Annotated in this window: 17 protein-coding genes and 1 tRNA gene; 10 read left to right on the forward strand and 8 right to left on the reverse strand. The window is 59.1% G+C overall.

The window, feature by feature from the left end; translation table 11 throughout:
• Positions 1 to 17 precede the first annotated feature (17 nt).
• From aroB to nusB, 5 genes are all read left to right on the forward strand, one after another.
• Positions 18 to 1088, forward strand: a complete 1071-nt coding sequence (gene aroB, locus HMPREF2537_RS07935; protein WP_070527443.1) for a 3-dehydroquinate synthase — start codon at positions 18 to 20, stop codon at positions 1086 to 1088.
• 18 nt (positions 1089 to 1106) lie between these two features.
• Positions 1107 to 1532 (forward strand): type II 3-dehydroquinate dehydratase, encoded by a 426-nt coding sequence (gene aroQ / locus HMPREF2537_RS07940; RefSeq protein WP_070527446.1) that lies wholly within the window; start codon positions 1107 to 1109, stop codon positions 1530 to 1532.
• A 42-nt stretch (positions 1533 to 1574) separates the two neighbouring features.
• Positions 1575 to 2666 carry a M24 family metallopeptidase gene (locus tag HMPREF2537_RS07945; protein ID WP_070527449.1) on the forward strand — a complete coding sequence of 364 codons (1092 nt, stop codon included), beginning with the start codon at positions 1575 to 1577 and terminating at the stop codon, positions 2664 to 2666.
• A 94-nt stretch (positions 2667 to 2760) separates the two neighbouring features.
• The gene (gene efp, locus HMPREF2537_RS07950; protein WP_070527452.1) at positions 2761 to 3324 is read left to right on the forward strand and encodes an elongation factor P; all 564 of its coding nucleotides are present in this window, start codon (positions 2761 to 2763) and stop codon (positions 3322 to 3324) included.
• Position 3325: 1 nt separating this feature from the next.
• Complete coding sequence (gene nusB / locus HMPREF2537_RS07955; protein WP_070527455.1) at positions 3326 to 3856, forward strand: transcription antitermination factor NusB; 531 nt, start codon at positions 3326 to 3328, stop codon at positions 3854 to 3856.
• A gap of 104 nt (positions 3857 to 3960) precedes the next feature.
• On the opposite strand, the gene HMPREF2537_RS07960 is transcribed toward nusB, so the two are convergent.
• From HMPREF2537_RS07960 to HMPREF2537_RS07985, 6 genes are all read right to left on the reverse strand, one after another.
• The gene (locus HMPREF2537_RS07960; RefSeq protein ID WP_070527457.1) at positions 3961 to 4725 is read right to left on the reverse strand and encodes an amino acid ABC transporter ATP-binding protein; all 765 of its coding nucleotides are present in this window, start codon (positions 4723 to 4725) and stop codon (positions 3961 to 3963) included.
• Entirely contained in the window at positions 4725 to 5678 is a 954-nt protein-coding gene (locus tag HMPREF2537_RS07965) for an amino acid ABC transporter permease (RefSeq protein ID WP_070527460.1), read from the reverse strand. The genes HMPREF2537_RS07960 and HMPREF2537_RS07965 overlap by 1 nt, the downstream gene beginning before the upstream one ends.
• The gene (locus HMPREF2537_RS07970) at positions 5671 to 6552 is read right to left on the reverse strand and encodes an ABC transporter substrate-binding protein (protein WP_070527463.1); all 882 of its coding nucleotides are present in this window, start codon (positions 6550 to 6552) and stop codon (positions 5671 to 5673) included. The genes HMPREF2537_RS07965 and HMPREF2537_RS07970 overlap by 8 nt, the downstream gene beginning before the upstream one ends.
• Positions 6553 to 6555: 3 nt before the next feature.
• Positions 6556 to 7371: a DUF368 domain-containing protein gene (locus tag HMPREF2537_RS07975; protein WP_070527466.1), complete on the reverse strand. Its 816-nt coding sequence runs from the start codon at positions 7369 to 7371 to the stop codon at positions 6556 to 6558.
• Positions 7372 to 7507: 136 nt separating this feature from the next.
• The gene (locus HMPREF2537_RS07980; protein ID WP_070527469.1) at positions 7508 to 7783 is read right to left on the reverse strand and encodes a hypothetical protein; all 276 of its coding nucleotides are present in this window, start codon (positions 7781 to 7783) and stop codon (positions 7508 to 7510) included.
• 69 nt (positions 7784 to 7852) lie between these two features.
• Positions 7853 to 7926, reverse strand: a tRNA-Leu gene (locus tag HMPREF2537_RS07985).
• 91 nt (positions 7927 to 8017) lie between these two features.
• Here HMPREF2537_RS07985 and polA point away from each other — a divergent pair.
• Positions 8018 to 10669, forward strand: coding sequence for a DNA polymerase I (polA, locus tag HMPREF2537_RS07990; RefSeq protein ID WP_070527472.1), 2652 nt, complete (start codon positions 8018 to 8020; stop codon positions 10667 to 10669).
• 3 nt (positions 10670 to 10672) lie between these two features.
• Here the strand turns inward: polA and HMPREF2537_RS07995 are convergent, their stop codons facing one another.
• Complete coding sequence (locus HMPREF2537_RS07995; RefSeq protein WP_070527474.1) at positions 10673 to 11143, reverse strand: RDD family protein; 471 nt, start codon at positions 11141 to 11143, stop codon at positions 10673 to 10675.
• A 60-nt stretch (positions 11144 to 11203) separates the two neighbouring features.
• Positions 11204 to 11944, reverse strand: coding sequence for a class I SAM-dependent DNA methyltransferase (locus tag HMPREF2537_RS08000; RefSeq protein ID WP_070527477.1), 741 nt, complete (start codon positions 11942 to 11944; stop codon positions 11204 to 11206).
• A 240-nt stretch (positions 11945 to 12184) separates the two neighbouring features.
• Between HMPREF2537_RS08000 and rpsA the strand changes: the two genes are divergently transcribed.
• From rpsA to uvrB, 4 genes are all read left to right on the forward strand, one after another.
• On the forward strand, positions 12185 to 13645 hold the full coding sequence (gene rpsA, locus HMPREF2537_RS08005) for a 30S ribosomal protein S1 (RefSeq protein ID WP_070527480.1): 1461 nt from the start codon (positions 12185 to 12187) through the stop codon (positions 13643 to 13645).
• 115 nt (positions 13646 to 13760) lie between these two features.
• Positions 13761 to 14390 (forward strand): dephospho-CoA kinase, encoded by a 630-nt coding sequence (gene coaE, locus HMPREF2537_RS08010; RefSeq protein WP_070527483.1) that lies wholly within the window; start codon positions 13761 to 13763, stop codon positions 14388 to 14390.
• Positions 14391 to 14545: 155 nt separating this feature from the next.
• Positions 14546 to 14908 (forward strand): DUF4259 domain-containing protein, encoded by a 363-nt coding sequence (locus tag HMPREF2537_RS08015; RefSeq protein WP_246818739.1) that lies wholly within the window; start codon positions 14546 to 14548, stop codon positions 14906 to 14908.
• Positions 14909 to 15005: 97 nt separating this feature from the next.
• Positions 15006 to 17099, forward strand: coding sequence for an excinuclease ABC subunit UvrB (gene uvrB, locus HMPREF2537_RS08020; RefSeq protein WP_070527489.1), 2094 nt, complete (start codon positions 15006 to 15008; stop codon positions 17097 to 17099).
• Positions 17100 to 17123: the final 24 nt, after the last annotated feature.

The following is a 17123-nucleotide window of genomic DNA, read 5'->3' on the forward strand; positions in this document are numbered from 1 at the left end:
CCAAAGGAGCACCACCCATGCACACCATTGCTGTTAATGGACCATCACCTTATGAGGTCACTCTTGGCAGTGGCCTGAGTACCGCCATGATTAAGCGCGCCGCGGCGATTGGTGCGGCTAAGGTCGCAATCATCCACCAACCGCCGCTCGCGCAAGCTGCCCATGACCTAGTTGAACAGGCTCGAGCACAGGGGATTAAAGCCACCTCAGTTGCGGTCCCCGATGCCGAAGCCGCAAAGCAGCTCGACGTGCTCGCTCGCTTGTGGGATATTTTCGGCGAGGCAGGGTTTAGTCGCCGTGACGCAGTCATTGGCCTAGGCGGTGGTGCGGTGACAGACCTGGCTGGGTTTGCTGCGGCCACGTGGATGCGCGGTATCCCGGTGATTCAGGCACCGACGACGTTGCTCGCCATGGTGGATGCCGCCGTGGGCGGCAAAACCGGCATCAACACCGCCGCGGGAAAGAACCTGGTTGGGGCTTTCCACGAGCCGGACTCAGTCTTTGTTGATCTGGATCATTTGCGCACGCTACCGGCCGACGAAATAGTCGCCGGTTCTGCAGAAATCATCAAGACTGGCTTCATCCATGACCCGCAGATCATTGAGCACTACCTGAAGGATGCCGCTGCATGTCTTGAGCCCGACGGCCTGCTGCCGGAGCTCATCGAGCGTTCTATTGCGGTCAAGGCACACGTGGTGGGCCAGGACTTGAAGGAATCCGGGCTGCGCGAGACCCTCAATTACGGTCACACCTTCGGCCACGCAGTGGAGCGTCGCGAGAATTACTCGTGGCGCCACGGCCGCGCGGTGGCGGTGGGAATGATGTTCATTGCTCACCTATCCCACGCGCGCGGGCTTATCGATGCCAACCTCGTGGCCACGCACCGCGACATCTTGACCCGGATCGGGCTGCCGACCACTTATGAGCAGGGACATTTCGAGGAGCTGCTGGATGCAATGCGCCATGACAAGAAAAACCGCGGCGGCCACATCCGCTTTGTAGCGCTCACCGGGATCGGGGAAACCACGCGATTGGAAGATGCCACTGATGAGGAGCTGCGCGCAGCCTACGCGCAGCTCACCGCTTAGGAATTTAAGGAGTTCGCCATGACTATTCTCGTCCTCAACGGCCCGAACCTTAACCGCCTGGGCAAGCGCCAGCCAGAAATCTATGGCAGCGAAACCTTGGAGGATATAGAGACTCGCGTCCGTGCGGCGGCGGGGGAGGAAGAGATCGTCTTCTTCCAATCCAACCACGAGGGCGAACTCATTGAACAGGTGCATCGCGCTGCCGATGAGGGCTGGCCGGTCATCATCAACCCGGGTGGTTTTACACATACCTCGGTGGCCCTGCGTGATGCCTTGGCGGAGGTAGCCGATGGCCCAGGATTCGTTGAGGTACACCTCTCCAATGTGCATGCGCGGGAAGCGTTCCGGCAGCACTCTTACATAAGCCCCATCGCTCGCGGTGTTATTGCGGGCCTCGGTTCTTATGGCTATGTCGCGGCACTGGGGTACTTCCTGGCGCATTAGCTATCATGAAGTATCGCTTGAATTGATTGGAGTGGTTCTCTCATGGCATTAGCCGATACTCGTTATAGCAACCGCCGCCGCAAGCTCATGACTGAGCTGACTGGTCAGCGCATTGACGCCATTATCGTTACCCACCTGACGCACGTGCGTTACTTGACCGGGTTCTCGGGGTCGAATGGTGGACTGCTGTTGCGCAAGGACCTCTCCGCGCTCATGGCAACGGACGGTCGCTATACCACGCAGATCGCCGAAGAGGTTCCAGACATTGAAGCCAGCCTCGGTCGCGATGTGGGCCCGCACTTGCTGGGGCAGGTTTCCCAAGATCTACGCGTGGGCTATGAAGCCGACTACCTCACCGTCTCACAACTGGAGCGTCTGGAGAAGGCGAAGCCGGAGGGCGTGACGCTGGTACCGGTCACCGGCGTGATTGAGAAGATCCGCTTGGTCAAGGATCGTGTTGAGCTGCAGAAGCTCGAGGAAATCGCTGCCCTGGCAAATCAGGCACTCACCGATCTCGTGGAGGCCGGGGAGGTTGCCGCTGGGCGCACGGAACGTCAGGTCGCTGCTGATTTGGAGTACCGCATGCGCATGCTCGGTTCGGAACGTGTGAGCTTTGACACCATTGTGGCTTCCGGTGAGAACTCCGCTAAGCCACACCACGGCGCGGATGACCGCGAGTTGCGCAAGGGAGATTTGGTCACGATCGACTTCGGAGCCCACCTGCGCGGCTTTAACTCCGACTGCACCCGCACCTTCGTTATCGGTGAGGTCACTGACTTCGCCCGTGAAATCTACGACATTGTCCTGCGCGCCCAGGAAGCTGGCGTGAAGGCGGCGGTGCCAGGTGCCAAGCTTGTCGACGTCGACGCGGCCTGCCGTGACATCATCACTGAGGCCGGCTATGGCGAGTATTTCGTTCACTCGACTGGCCACGGCATCGGCCTCGACGTGCACGAAGGACCCTCCGCTGCGCAAACCGGCAAGGGCGAGCTGGCCGAAGGAATGACGCTGACCATTGAGCCGGGCATCTACGTTCCGGGTAAGGGCGGTGTACGTATTGAGGACAGCCTCTTTATCACCTCAGGGGCGCCAAAGATCATCACGGCCTATCCGAAGGAACTTCAGGTGCTGTAGCCAGCACCCCTTCGCGCCGCTGGTGCGGCGCGTGAGGTATGCTTAGACACTGTTTTCATAGTTTCGACTACAAGTAATTTGGGAGAGTCATTTCATGGCAGATACCACTGATTTCAAGAACGGCCTCGTTCTGAAGATCGACAACAAGCTGCAGCAGATCGTTGAATTCCAGCACGTCAAGCCTGGCAAGGGTCCTGCATTCGTGCGTACCAAGCTCAAGGATGTGGTCTCTGGCAAGGTCACCGACAAGACCTTTAACGCTGGCGTGAAGGTGGAGACCGCCAACGTTGACCGCCGCGACATGACCTACCTGTACAACGATGGCCAGAACTACGTGGTCATGGATGATAAGACCTACGAGCAGTACGAGCTGCCGTTTGATAAGTTCGGCGACGCTGGCAAGTTCCTCCTGGAAAACATGCGCGTGCAGGTCTCCTTCCATGACGGCGAGGCTCTGTTCGGCGAGCTGCCGATCTCCGTTGACCTGAAGGTTGAGCACACCGAGCCGGGTCTGCAGGGTGACCGCTCCAACGGCGGCACCAAGCCGGCGACACTCGAGACCGGCGCCGAGATCCAGGTTCCGCTGTTCATCGAGATCGGAAACGTTCTTAAGATCGATACCCGTACCGGCGAATACCTCTCCCGCGTCAACAACTAAAATGACCCAACCAGAGCCAAACTATAAGCGGCACACCGCGCGCTACCGCGCGCGCCGCCGAGCTGCGGATATTCTCTTCGAGGCAGAATCACGCGACGTTGATCCGGTAGCTATCGTGGAAGACCGCGTCGAGCTTGCTCGTGATCCGGAAAACGGCGTGGCGCCGATCGCGGACTACACCCGCGAAATTGTCAGTGGAGCAGCTGAAGAGCTGGATGCCATCGACGATGCGATTGCTCGTTACCTCTCCAGCGAGTGGTCGCTCGAGCGCATTCCCGCCGTTGACCGCGCGATCATGCGCGTATCGGTATGGGAAATCCTCTTCAACGCGGATGTTCCGAACGCTACCGCGCTTGTTGAAGGCGTGGAGCTTGCTTCCGAATACTCTAATGACAAGGCCGCGCCTTATATCCACGCGGTGCTGGATGACGTCATCCAATACCAGTCTGCGGATAGCCCGATGGCCTCGGCCTCTTCCGAGGAGTCCGAAGAGCCCGCTGAGACTGCGGAAGACGAAGGCGACTCCGAGTAGAGCCCACGTCTTTCCCTGAAGCCCGAAACTCCGGCCAGTTACCCTTTGCGGACTGGCCGGAGTTTTGTCTTGGACGGGTTCAAGTAGAGAACTGCCCAAGCGTTCTACAAGAGCGAAGAGAGGAAATCCTTCGTCCGTTGGTGCTGAGGATTGTCCAAGACCTGCTCCGGGGTGCCGGTTTCGATGACGCTGCCGCCGTCCATGAAGACGATGTTGTCGGCGACCTCCCGGGCAAAGCCCATCTCGTGGGTCACGACGAGCATGGTCATGCCATCGGCGGCAAGTTCCTTCATCACGCGGAGCACCTCACCGACGAGCTCGGGGTCGAGGGCCGAGGTGGGTTCGTCGAAAAGCATGAGCTTCGGGTCCATGGCAACCGCGCGGGCAATGGCGACACGCTGCTGCTGACCACCAGAGAGCTGTACCGGGTAGGCATCCGCCTTGTGCGCGAGGCCAACCTTTTCCAGCAGCTCCATGGCCTTCTTCTTCGCCTGCTCCGGGCTCTGCTTCTTTACCTGGACGGGGGCCTCGATGATGTTCTCCAGCACGGTGCGATGGCTAAACAGATTGAACTGCTGGAAGACCATGCCGATATCTTGGCGCTGGGCTGCAGCTTCCTTCTCGGAGATTTCATAAAGCACGCCATTGCGCTCGCGGAAACCGATGAGTTCGCCGTCGATGTAGAGGCGGCCGGCCGTGACCTTCTCCAGGTGATTACAGCAGCGTAGGAAGGTGGACTTACCGGAACCAGAGGGGCCCAGTAGGCACGTGACCTCGCCAGGCATGACGGTGAGGTCGATACCTTTGAGAACTTCGAGCTGGCCGAAAGACTTGTGCACATTCTGCGCGGAAATCATGGGAGTCGGCATTAGTTCTTTACCTCCGGGATGACAGAGACGTTGCGGGGGATAGTTCCTTCGGCGTCCGCAAGCGCGGCCAGCTGGCGGCCGGTGAGCTCGCGGGTGGCGCCGCGCTCAAAGCGGCGCTCCAAGAAGTACTGGCCCACCATGAGCAGGGAAGTGATGGCCAGGTACCACGTCGCCGCGACCATGAGCAGGGGGATGGGCTCGAAGAGCGCAGCGGAAATGTCCGTGGCGCGGCCAAAAATCTCCGCCGTGTAGGGAATTGCCACGACAAGAGAAGAAGTCTTGAGCAGTGAAATAAACTCGTTGCCAGTCGGCGGGATGATGATGCGCATGGCCTGCGGGAGCACCGTGCGGCGCATGGTCATCCACCAGCCCATTCCCAAGGCCTTGCTGGCTTCCTTTTGGCCCTCCGGAACAGAAGAGATACCGGAGCGGACAATCTCCGCCATGTACGCGGCCTCGTTTAGGCCCAAGCCCAAAACCGACAGGAGGAATGCGTTATTAAGTACCTCGGTGAGGGAAATCTCTGTGAATCCAAGGTTGATGGATTGATAGAGGGCCGAAAGTAGACCCCAGAAGACCAGCTGTACGTAGATTGGGGTGCCACGGAAGAGCCACAGGAAGACCCACGACACGCCACCCAGCACAGGGTTAGGGGACATACGCATCACCGCGAGGGCCGCACCGCCCACGACGCCAATGATCATCGCCAGAATCGTAATAGCAATGGTGTGCAGTGCAGCGGTGGCAATCCGAGTATCGAAAAGATACTGGAAGTAGGTTCCCCATCCGAAGGCTTCATTGCGCGCCGAGGAGATGATGAACCATACGGCAAGCAACGCGAGGAGGGTAGCAAAGACCCAGCGCCAAGGGTGGCGCAGTGGGCGGGCTTCGATCTTTTCTGGGGTAGTCGAAGCCGACGACTCCGACGCTGCTGGGAGAGAGGAGTTAGTCATTGATCGGCCTTTCGTTAATCATTGCGTGTTCGACGAGTCCGTCGTTAACACCCCATTTATCGAGAATTTCGGCGTATGCCCCGGTATCGATGAGATGCTGGAGCGCCGCCGCTACGGCAGGGCCGAGGTCGGAATCCTTCGGGACGGCGAAGCCGTAGGGCGCGGCGTCGAACATCTCGCCGACCATGGACATACGTCCATCTGAGCGGTTGACAGCCCAAGCAGAGACTGGTGAATCTGCTGAGAGCGCATCCGCGCGGCCCATCAAAACCGCAAGAGCGGCGTTATCGCTTGTGTCATAGGGCAGGATGGTCAGATTGCCATCGCAGGCCTCCTGTTTGGGGCGCAGATCGTCGGTCTCCGACACCGTGGTGCGTTGCACCGCGACGGTGAGGCCACAAGGGTTAGATGGGTCTACCTCGTGGGGGCCATCGGTGAGCTTGGCCCACTGAATACCGGCGTAGAGGATGTCGACGAAATCGAAGTTCTCCCGGCGCTCTTCGGTATCGGTGAACCCGGAACCGCCGAGATCAATCTGTCCCGACTGAACCGCCGGCAAGATCATGGAGAAGTCTTGCTCTACCGGCTGGAACTCGAGCCCCAACACTTGGGCGACTGCATTGGCTAGGTCCATTTCCAAGCCGATGATCGAGCCATCGGAATCCTTGAACTCGAAAGGTGCGAATGGTGGGTTCGTGCCCACGGTGAGGACTCCATCTGCGTCCTCATACATCGCGGCAATCTCGGGAACTTTCTCCACGTTGGGCTCGGACCAGCCTTCTGGCAGCGCCGGCTCCTCGTTGGTGACGCAGCCGGAAAGAACAGTAGCGGCAAGTGCTCCGACGACGCCCACGATGCCCGTTTTCTTAATCATGCTTTAACTCTCTTGGTAGCTTGCGGCTTTGCGCCGGTCCACAACGATGAAAATGGCCACGATGATGCCGCCAATCGCGAACATAAGCAGGATGAGCGGTGTGGAAGCATCTTGGTCAGCGCCCCACGGCCACAACGCGCGCAGGGAGCCGAGCATGAAGCCGGCCATGGCCGCGAGGGTGATATCGCGGTGATTATCCAGCAGGTAGTTCAACACCTTGACGAAAGCCGCGAGGCCGCACACCGCGCCGAGTGCGAAGACACCCACGACGATCATGTTGCGGTCCGAGACTGCACCGATGATCGGCGCGTAGAGGCCCATCGTCAGCAAGATAAGGGAGCCTGAGACACCAGGAAGAACGAGCGCACACACAGCCACCATGGCCGCTATGAAGACCACGACAAGGTTGGGGTCTTCTACTGGGGTGGAGGTGAAGCCGGTGACGAAGAAGATTGCGACGGCGGCGATAACAAGCGCGGCGATGGACGCGGGAGAAAAACGCGACATCATGCTCAGTGGCACGACGATGGAGACGGCGACCATGCCGAGGAAGAGGGCGCTGGATAGCGAAACCTGACCCTCCACAAAGTTATGGAGGATCGTGGAGAAACCGAAAACAGCGGCGAACATGCCGACGGCTACGGAGACGAGGAAGCCCCATTCGACCTTCTTGAAACGGCCGGAGATGAGATCATTGGCGTTATGCAAAGCGCGCTCATAGATGCCGACGATGAGCGCAACGGTGCCGCCGGAGATTCCGGGGACTAACTCGGCCATGCCAATGAGGGCGCCGCGAATGGCGTTAAAAAGATAATGCATAAACCGAAAGTAACCTTGACTGTCTACCCGGTGGGATTGCCGTGCCGGGAAGAGTGGGTGAGCAGATGACTTTTTATTCTCTCACCGCACAACAGGCTTATGCAAACTATTCAATTTACGGAAGGTTATACGCCTTTTACATGGGCAGGCGCTTAGCTATCTCGCCGTAGATTGAACCCAAGATGGCGAAGGCAGCGAGGCCTACAAGGCCATCGAGAAGCACAGTGGCGAAAGTGTTGAGCTGCGGATCATCCGAGAAAGCCGCAGATTTACGCAGCTCTTGGTAGTAGGAGGAACCTTCGATCTTGGGAAGGACCTCTTTATTAGCGCTCGATTCTGCAGCGGTAGCCACGGTGGTACCACCCAGAGTAAGGGCAACCGCGGTGCTCAAAGCGATGATAGTGCGACGCATAGAAACGGGTTCCTCTCAGTTGAAAAAACGCTAACACCCCACAACAGACTCTGTTGTGGGGTGACATTGTGCCCCTGGTGAGACTCGAACTCACACTACACGGGTTTTGAATCCGTTGCCTCTGCCAATTGGGCTACAGGGGCGCACAAGCAACGATAGTAGCGCAGTAGACCAACGTGAACCTAATTGCCTGCCTAAGGCCCTCAACGGTGCCGCTCCATGCAACACGTTAGGATGGGCCGGGTGACTACTTCTCAGCCCCGACTCTTGCTCATTGACGGCCACTCCATGGCCTTTCGCGCATTTTATGCACTGCCCGCGGAGAACTTTTCAACCTCGGGCGGCCAGCACACGAACGCTGTGTACGGATTCCTTTCCATGTTGGCGAATATCCTGGCCGAGGAGAAGCCAGACTTCGTCGCTGTAGCTTTCGATGTGGGCCGCAAGACCTTTCGCACTGACATGTTCCCCGAGTACAAGGCGCAGCGTGAGGCCGCCCCCGAAGAGTTCCGCGGCCAAGTTGAGCTCATCCGGGACGTGCTGGAAACGCTGGGAATCACCACGCTCTCGCGCGAGAATTTCGAGGCAGATGACATCGTGGCCACGTTGTCCACCGAGGCGGGCGCAGATTATGAGACCTTCTTGGTCACTGGTGACCGCGACTATCTGCAGCTTGTCGACGACTCCACGACCGTCCTCTATCCCATGCGTGGGGTGTCCAAGCTGCATCGCTTCACTCCAGAGGCGGTGAAGGAGAAGTACGGCCTGAGCCCCAAGCAATACCCAGATTTCGCAGCCCTGCGCGGCGACCCTTCCGATAACCTGCCGTCTGTCCCTAAGGTGGGGGAGAAAACCGCCACGAAGTGGATTACCCAGTATGGCTCCCTCGATGGCCTCATCGAGCATGCCGAAGAAATCAAGGGCGTGGCGGGGCAGAACTTCCGCGATCGCATCGAGCAGGTCAAGCTCAACCGACAGCTCACCCAGATGGTGACGGATATGGACCTAGAGGTCGGCCCGGCGGATTTGGAATTCAAGGGTGCGGTCGCCAACGAAGTCGCGGCACGTTTCGATGAGCTGGAGTTTGGTACCAACTTGCGCGAGCGAGTCCTCAACGCCGTTCCTCATGACGCCGCCGCCGAGGCTGCTGCGGTAGAGGAAGCACCAGAGGTAACGGTGACCGTGGTGGATACACGGCTGACTGAGTGGATCAAGGGCAAGGAACATGTCGCGGTATTCGTGCAGGGCGATGGGACCCCGGGCGCGGGTGATGCTGCGGCACTGGCACTGGTTGATTCCTCCTTTGAGGGCCGCCAGATTGAGTTAGCAGATCTCGATGCTGAGGACGACGCCGCGCTCGCCGCGTGGTTGTCGTCAGATGCGCCGAAGTATTTGCACGAGGCAAAGGCTGCTTGGCACATGCTGGCGGGGCGAGGGATCGAACTGCGCGGAATCGCCCATGACACAGCCCTCGCTGCCTACCTCCTGCGTCCGGGTCAGCGCACGTATGCGTTGACGGACGTGTACCAGCGCCATCTGCAGAAGTCCCTGGGAGCAGCGACAGAGCAGCTTTCCATCTTGGATGAAAACCCGCTGGTGGATCAGGCCGCTGCCATTATGGAACTAGCAGCAGAACTGACGCGTCAACTCCAGGAGATTGACTCCTTCGAGCTGTATACAGACCTTGAGTTGCCACTCGTGAGCATCCTGGCCCAGATGGAGGCCGCTGGTATTGCGGTCGACCGAGACGTCTTGGAAACGCAGCGCGATGCCTTCATCGAGCAGGTCAATGAGCAGGAACGCGCCGCCCGCGAGTTGGCTGGTGATGAATCACTTAATCTGAACTCCCCGAAGCAGTTGCAGGCGGTGCTCTTCGATACCTTCGATATGCCGAAGACGAAGAAGACTAAGACAGGTTATTCGACCGCCGCTAAGGAAATTGAGCAGCTTGCTGCCACGCACCCGCACCCGTTCCTAGACCACCTGCTGGCGCACCGCGAGTACCAGAAGATGAAGACGACGCTGGAGGGGCTCATCAAGACCATTCAGCCAGATGGTCGTATTCATACCACGTTTAATCAGACGGTGACCTCAACCGGACGCTTGTCGTCGACGGAGCCGAACCTGCAGAATATCCCGGTGCGCACGGAGGCTGGACGCCAGATCCGTTCGGCCTTCGTGGTTGGTGAAGGCTACGAGACCTTGATTACGGCTGACTACTCACAGATTGAGATGCGCGTCATGGCGCACCTCTCCGCTGATCCGGGGCTTATTGAGGCCTACCGCGAAGGTGAGGACCTCCACAACTATGTCGGCTCCAAGGTCTTTGACGTTCCGGTGGATGAGGTAACCCCGGAGCTGCGCCGCCGAGTCAAGGCCATGTCCTATGGCTTGGTCTATGGTCTCTCCGCCTTCGGCCTATCGCAACAGCTGGGAATTCCGGCGCGTGAGGCCAAAGAGATTATGGAGAGCTATTTCGAGCGTTTCGGTGGCGTCAAGCGTTACCTCGACGAAGTTGTCGTGCAGGCCCGAAAGGATGGCTACACCTCCACGGTCTTTGGGCGTCGCCGCTACTTACCGGAGCTGAACTCTGATAATCGTGTTGCCCGTGAAAATGCGGAGCGAGCTGCTTTGAATGCACCCATCCAGGGAACTGCAGCAGACATCATCAAGGTGGCCATGATCCGCGTGGACAGGGCGCTTGAAGGTTTAGCATCGCGTGTGCTGCTCCAGGTTCACGATGAGCTTGTCGTGGAGGTGGCTCCCGGCGAAGCGGAGGACGTGCAGCGCATCTTGGAGCGAGAGATGGACAAGGCTATCGGGTTGACTGTGCCCCTTGAAGTCTCCGTTGGTGTGGGTAAGAACTGGGATGCCGCGGCGCACTAGGCCTTAGGTTAAGCCCACCGCGCGCTCGTCCTCGGTGGGCGTGCGGCGCTCGACCAAGCACCCGGCAAGGAGGTCGAATGGGGTTTGTCCCAGCAGCAGGACACTGAGACCGAGGATGCCCAGGATGGTTGCCTCCACGAAGGGGAGTCCTGTCAATGCCAGAAGTGTGAGGAGGAGCCAGCTGTTGCGAACGGCTGCGCTGCCGATTCCGGGATGCTCAGCAATAACCTCTAGCCTCAGCGACCACTTGCCCAGGGAGGTCTGCTTTGCAGCCTCAATCCACACTCGGAAGACGTAGAAGACGAGCGCAAGGGCGACGATGTCATAGACCGCGCCCGCTCGGCCGGTTAGCACTCCATCGGTGATGAGGTTGATAAGCCACTTGAGCGCCACGATGATGGCGGCGGCGAGAAAGGCATCAATCCACCAGGCCACTGTGCGGCGCACGAAAATCCCGAGGCGTTCTAGAAGCATGCCTGTCAGCTTAGTTCGCTGCAGCCGATTGATTCGATACCAGGGGAGGCAGTGTCTGACCTAACGTGCTTCGCACACGAAGATGGCGGTACCTGGAAAGACCGCACCTCGCTCAGGAGACCACTGGCCCCAAGTGATGTCGAGGCCCTCTGGCCACTCGGGTTCAATGAGGTTGCAGATCTCGAAAGAACCGCGAGCCTGCAGTGCTCGTACCCAATCACCCATCGTGCGGTGGAACTCGGCGTAGGTGAGCTCACCGTTAGCGTCCTGTTCTAGGTAGGCGCGCTCAAAATAGGACAGCTCCGCGGTGAGGTCCTGTGGATTGTCAGGGAAAACCCAACGCATAGGGTGCGGCACGGAAAAGACGAAGCGGCCATGAGGTCGCAGAACACGGTGGACTTCGCGCAGTGCCGCGTCTAGGTCGGCGACGAAGGGTAGGGCGCCGAAGGCAGAAAAGGCGATGTCAAAGACTTCATCACGATAGGGAAGAGCTAGGACATCAGCCTGAACGAGCGGTAGGCCACCCTCGGCATGGGAGAGCATGCCGGACGAGAGATCGAAGCCCGTCGCAAAGCGTGCGCGTCCTTGCAGCCACCGCGTGCAGGGCGCGGATCCGCAGCCGAGCTCGAGGACGGTCGCGGAGGAGACATCGCCAAGCAGCTGCGCATCAGCCTCGTGCAGCATCTCGGGGCACCAGTAGAAAGAGGATAGATACTCGGGATGTTCGGCGTGGTAGGAATCGGCGTCACGATCCCAAAAATCACGATTGGCTGAGGACGCAGAAAAAGTTACAGAAGACATTGATCTTTTTCGATTCTTATTCCATGGCGCATTTGCCGTTTTAGCTGCGAGGATGTAGGGTTGTACGGGCGTGTCTATGACTTGGGACGCGCTGGGCTACTGTAGGAGAGCTCAGCTCGGCTGCGAGTCGGGATTGAAATCCATCTTAAGTCTTGCGCATCTGCGCTGCTTAATGACGCTTTTCAAGAGACACGTAACTGTCCAATTACGATCTCCTACGTTTATTCGGAGCATAACTACATGCCAACTTCTAACACCCCTCAGGTTGCGATCAACGACATCGGAACCGCAGAGGATTTCCTCGCTGCCGTCGACGCCACCATCAAGTACTTCAACGATGGTGACATCGTCGAGGGCACCGTGGTCAAGGTTGACCACGATGAGGTCCTGCTCGATATCGGCTACAAGACCGAAGGCGTCATCCCGTCCCGCGAGCTCTCCATCAAGCACGACGTCAACCCGGATGAGGTTGTCGAGGTCGGCGACCAGATCGACGCACTTGTTCTCACCAAGGAGGACAAGGAAGGCCGTCTGATCCTGTCCAAGAAGCGCGCACAGTACGAGCGCGCTTGGGGCGCCGTCGAAGAGCTGCACGCCAAGGAAGAGCCGGTTACCGGTACCGTCATCGAGGTTGTCAAGGGTGGTCTCATCCTCGACATCGGCCTCCGTGGCTTCCTCCCGGCTTCCCTCGTTGAGATGCGCCGCGTTCGCGACCTGGAGCCGTACATCGGCCAGGAGCTCGAGGCCAAGATCATCGAGCTGGACAAGCAGCGCAACAACGTTGTCCTGTCCCGCCGCGCATACCTCGAGCAGACCCAGTCCGAGGTCCGCTCCGAGTTCCTGCACCAGCTGCAGAAGGGCCAGGTCCGCAAGGGCGTTGTCTCCTCCATCGTCAACTTCGGCGCCTTCGTCGATCTCGGCGGTGTCGACGGCCTGGTTCACGTTTCCGAGCTGTCCTGGAAGCACATCGACCACCCGTCTGAGGTTGTCACCGTGGGCGACGAGGTCACCGTCGAGGTTCTTGACGTCGACCTGGACCGCGAGCGCGTGTCCCTGTCCCTGAAGGCAACCCAGGAGGATCCGTGGCGCGTCTTCGCCCGCACCCACGCTGTGGGCCAGATCGTCCCGGGCAAGGTCACCAAGCTCGTTCCGTTCGGTGCCTTCGTTCGCGTCGAGGAGGGCATCGAGGGCCTCGTCCACATCTCCGAGCTGGCTCAGCGCCACGTGGAGGTTCCGGACCAGGTTGTCAACGTTGGCCAGGAAGTCATGGTCAAGGTCATCGACATCGACCTCGAGCGTCGCCGCATCTCCCTGTCCGTTAAGCAGGCAGACGAGGACTACACCGACGAGTTCGATCCGTCCAAGTACGGCATGGCTGACTCCTACGACGAGCAGGGCAACTACGTGTTCCCGGAGGGCTTCGACCCGGAGACCAACGAGTGGCTCGAGGGCTACGACGAGCAGCGCCAGGCTTGGGAGGCTCGCTACGCAGAGTCCGAGCGTCGCTTCAACCTGCACACCGCTCAGATCGAGCGCAACCGTGCTGCAGCCGCTGAGGCCGCCGAGTCCGCTGCCAACTCCAACTACTCTTCCGAGTCTCAGGATGCAGCTCCGGCATCCGATTCTCAGGCAGAGGTTGGCGGCTCCCTCGCTTCCGACGAGCAGCTTGCTGCTCTGCGCGACAAGCTCGCTGGCAACTAAAAACTAAGTCCTCTCGGATAGGCTCCGCCGCTTAGTCCGAGACGATGTAGTTCTTGCAGAAAGGCCGCTTCTCCCCGCTGTGGGAGGGGCGGCCTTTCGCGTATCCTAAGCCGGTATGAAACTCATTGGACTCACCGGCGGAATCGGCAGTGGAAAATCGACTGTGGCGCAGCTTCTCGTGCGCCACGGCTGGGAATTAGTGGATGCCGATCAGATAGCCCGGGACATTGTTGAACCGGGTCAACCAGCGCTCGCTGAGTTAGCGGACGCTTTCGGGGAGGATATCCTTCAAGCCGATGGAAGCCTCGATCGAGGGCAGCTGGCTTCTCGCGCCTTCGCCAGCCGGGAGAAGACCAATCTCCTCAACTCCATTACGCACCCGCGTATTCAGGAGGAGACCCAGGCCCGCTTTGACTCCGCGCGCCGCGCTGGAGCCGATTTCGTGGTTTATGACATGCCGCTCCTCGTGGACAAGGGTCTACACAAAGATATGGACGCCACCATCGTCGTTGACGTTGAAGTGGCGGAGCGGGTGCGCCGTCTTGTGGAGTATCGCGGGCTGGATGAGGAGGATGCACGCCGCCGGATAGCGGCGCAGATCCCAGACGATGTGCGTCGTGCCGCTGCTGATTTCATCATTGATAACAACGGTGCTCGCGATAAGCTCGATTCGCAGGTTGACGGGCTCGTCGAAAAGCTCCGCGCTTTCCTAAGAGCAAGCAGCGCTACGTGGTCAGAAAGCTAGTGGTATTTGGATTTTCTTTGCTTTCTCTTGCAGAGGCCGGAGTAGTGCACATCACGTATCCTGCGCCGGAGAGCGCCAACTTTTAAAGGATATGGTGGCCAAAATTTACCTTGTGCTCGCACCCCGTTCACTTTCCCTGCTTAATCTGCACCTTCATGGGAACGTGGGATGTTGGGCCTTTTGATAATCACGCCGCGTGCGAAGTGCTCGCGGCAATCCGTGATGGCTCCTTCGATCTTGATACGTTTAAGAGAAGCTGCGTGGATTCTCCCATCGATGTCGACGATGCTGGGGTAATCATCGCCCTGGGTGCATTGGCCACCACGCCTGTAGATAGGCTCCCCGCTGGAATTAGCGCGGATGACGTCAAGGTATTGCGCACACCGCAGACCCGGGCCTGGTTGCGCAAGAAAATCAACACAGCGATGGAACCCAACAGTTCCCCGATTTATGCGCTGTGGGAAACCACGGGTGAGCTTGAACTGTGGTTGCGCAGGACGCGCGCCGCGTTGCCCTAAAATGCAGTGAGGTCTCGTTCCACAGGCACAGATGAGGCAGGTTGCCCAGCCTGTGGGGCCTAGCAGGTTTCGTGGTGGGCGCGTTAGACTGGTCAGCATGGCTTTTGCTGCTGAACACCCCATCCTGCCCGTCTCCGAACATCGCCCTGTTGGTGAAATCGAGCGGCGCTCAGCCGAGTTCCGTGTTGAGTCCGAATTCCAGCCCGCTGGCGACCAACCCGCCGCCATCGCGGAACTGGATGAGCGTCTCAGCCGCGGCGAGCGGGACGTGGTACTCATGGGTGCCACGGGTACCGGTAAGTCCGCGACCGCCGCCTGGCTCATCGAAAAGCAGCAGCGTCCAACACTCGTGATGGCGCCGAATAAAACGCTGGCAGCGCAGCTGGCGAATGAGCTGCGCCAGCTTCTCCCGCACAACGCGGTGGAGTATTTCGTCTCTTATTACGACTACTACCAACCGGAAGCCTATATCGCGCAGACGGATACCTACATTGAAAAGGATTCCTCCATTAACGGGGACGTGGAACGCCTGCGCCACTCCGCCACGTCAGCTCTTTTATCCCGCCGTGATGTGGTTGTGGTTTCTTCTGTGTCGTGCATCTATGGCCTGGGCACGCCGCAGTCCTATCTCGATCGTTCTGTTGTGCTGGAGGAAGGGGAGGAGATCGACCGGGATCGCTTCCTGCGCTTGCTCGTGGATATCCAGTATGAGCGCAATGACGTGGGCTTTACGCGCGGAACCTTCCGCGTCAAGGGCGATACCGTGGATATTATCCCCGCCTATGAAGAGCGCGCTGTGCGCATCGAGTTCTTCGGCGATGACGTGGACGAGCTCTACTACATCCACCCCTTGACGGGCGACGTGCTGGAGCGGGTCGACGAGGTAAGAATCTTCCCCGCAACGCACTATGTAGCTGGGCCAGAGCGCATGGCTCGTGCCATCGAGGACATCAAGGAGGAACTCACGGAGCGCCTCGCGGAGCTGGAGAACCGCGGCAAGTTGCTCGAAGCGCAGCGCCTGCGCATGCGTACCGAATATGACCTTGAGATGATCGAACAGGTGGGCTTTTGCTCCGGCATTGAGAACTATTCGCGCCACGTTGACGGACGTCCCGCTGGTTCCGCGCCGGCGACGCTCTTGGATTATTTCCCCGAGGACTTCCTCACTATCATCGATGAGTCTCACGTGACCGTCCCGCAGATCGGCGGCATGTTTGAGGGCGATATGGCCCGCAAGCGCAACCTCGTGGAGTTTGGCTTCCGTTTGCCTTCTGCCGTAGACAACCGGCCGTTGACCTTCGATGAGTTTGAGGAGCGCGTGGGCCAAACCGTCTACATGTCGGCCACACCAGGTGACTTCGAAATGACGGCTTCCGGCGGCGAGTTCGTGGAACAGGTCATTCGCCCCACCGGCCTCGTAGATCCCAAGGTGACGGTCAAGCCCACCAAGGGCCAGATCGATGACCTCATCGATGAGGTCCGCGCCCGCACCGCTAAGCAAGAGCGTGTACTGGTCACCACCTTGACTAAGCGCATGGCAGAAGACCTCACCGATTACCTTCTGGAGCATGGCATCAAGGTGCGCTACCTCCACTCGGATATCGATACGCTGCAGCGCGTGGAGCTATTGCGGCAGCTGCGCTTGGGTGAATTCGATGTCCTCGTGGGCATCAACCTGCTGCGCGAGGGCCTCGACCTCCCTGAAGTGTCACTCGTCGCCATTTTGGATGCCGATAAGGAAGGTTTCCTGCGTTCCACTACTTCGCTTATTCAGACAATTGGCCGCGCCGCCCGAAACGTCTCTGGTGAGGTCATCATGTACGCGGATAAGATTACGGACTCGATGCAGGAGGCCATCGAGGAGACTGAGCGCCGCCGTGAGAAGCAGATTGCCTATAACAAGGAGCACGGCATCGACCCGCAGCCGCTGCGCAAAAAGATCGCCGATATCTTGGATCAAGTCTATGAGAACGCCGACGAGCAAGGGCAGGACGCGGATCCCACGGCGATCGTCGACAAGCCGGATGTGTCCTCCATGGCTGCCGACGAGGTGCAGGCGCTTATCGACGACCTAACGACTCAAATGCGCGAGGCAGCCCGCGAGCTCAAGTTCGAGTTAGCAGGGCGCTTGCGCGATGAGATTGCTGATCTGAAAAAGGAGCAACGCGGTCTTAAGGAGGCCGGGATCTAGTGGCGCGCGTCAGGGCTCAGAGTT

It is taken from the genome of Corynebacterium sp. HMSC074E01 (genome assembly GCF_001808885.1).
In the GTDB taxonomy this organism is placed as follows: Bacteria; Actinomycetota; Actinomycetes; order Mycobacteriales; family Mycobacteriaceae; genus Corynebacterium.

Bases quoted from the DNA above. Each gene is read 5' to 3' on its own strand.
- aroB (WP_070527443.1), top strand. From the start codon at position 18: ATGCACACCATTGCTGTTAATGGACCATCACCTTATGAGGTCACTCTT.
- aroQ (WP_070527446.1), top strand. From the start codon at position 1,107: ATGACTATTCTCGTCCTCAACGGCCCGAACCTTAACCGCCTGGGCAAG.
- HMPREF2537_RS07945 (WP_070527449.1), top strand. From the start codon at position 1,575: ATGGCATTAGCCGATACTCGTTATAGCAACCGCCGCCGCAAGCTCATG.
- efp (WP_070527452.1), top strand. From the start codon at position 2,761: ATGGCAGATACCACTGATTTCAAGAACGGCCTCGTTCTGAAGATCGAC.
- nusB (WP_070527455.1), top strand. From the start codon at position 3,326: ATGACCCAACCAGAGCCAAACTATAAGCGGCACACCGCGCGCTACCGC.
- HMPREF2537_RS07960 (WP_070527457.1), bottom strand. From the start codon at position 4,725: ATGCCGACTCCCATGATTTCCGCGCAGAATGTGCACAAGTCTTTCGGC.
- HMPREF2537_RS07965 (WP_070527460.1), bottom strand. From the start codon at position 5,678: ATGACTAACTCCTCTCTCCCAGCAGCGTCGGAGTCGTCGGCTTCGACT.
- HMPREF2537_RS07970 (WP_070527463.1), bottom strand. From the start codon at position 6,552: ATGATTAAGAAAACGGGCATCGTGGGCGTCGTCGGAGCACTTGCCGCT.
- HMPREF2537_RS07975 (WP_070527466.1), bottom strand. From the start codon at position 7,371: ATGCATTATCTTTTTAACGCCATTCGCGGCGCCCTCATTGGCATGGCC.
- HMPREF2537_RS07980 (WP_070527469.1), bottom strand. From the start codon at position 7,783: ATGCGTCGCACTATCATCGCTTTGAGCACCGCGGTTGCCCTTACTCTG.
- polA (WP_070527472.1), top strand. From the start codon at position 8,018: ATGGGCCGGGTGACTACTTCTCAGCCCCGACTCTTGCTCATTGACGGC.
- HMPREF2537_RS07995 (WP_070527474.1), bottom strand. From the start codon at position 11,143: ATGCTTCTAGAACGCCTCGGGATTTTCGTGCGCCGCACAGTGGCCTGG.
- HMPREF2537_RS08000 (WP_070527477.1), bottom strand. From the start codon at position 11,944: ATGTCTTCTGTAACTTTTTCTGCGTCCTCAGCCAATCGTGATTTTTGG.
- rpsA (WP_070527480.1), top strand. From the start codon at position 12,185: ATGCCAACTTCTAACACCCCTCAGGTTGCGATCAACGACATCGGAACC.
- coaE (WP_070527483.1), top strand. From the start codon at position 13,761: ATGAAACTCATTGGACTCACCGGCGGAATCGGCAGTGGAAAATCGACT.
- HMPREF2537_RS08015 (WP_246818739.1), top strand. From the start codon at position 14,546: ATGGGAACGTGGGATGTTGGGCCTTTTGATAATCACGCCGCGTGCGAA.
- uvrB (WP_070527489.1), top strand. From the start codon at position 15,006: ATGGCTTTTGCTGCTGAACACCCCATCCTGCCCGTCTCCGAACATCGC.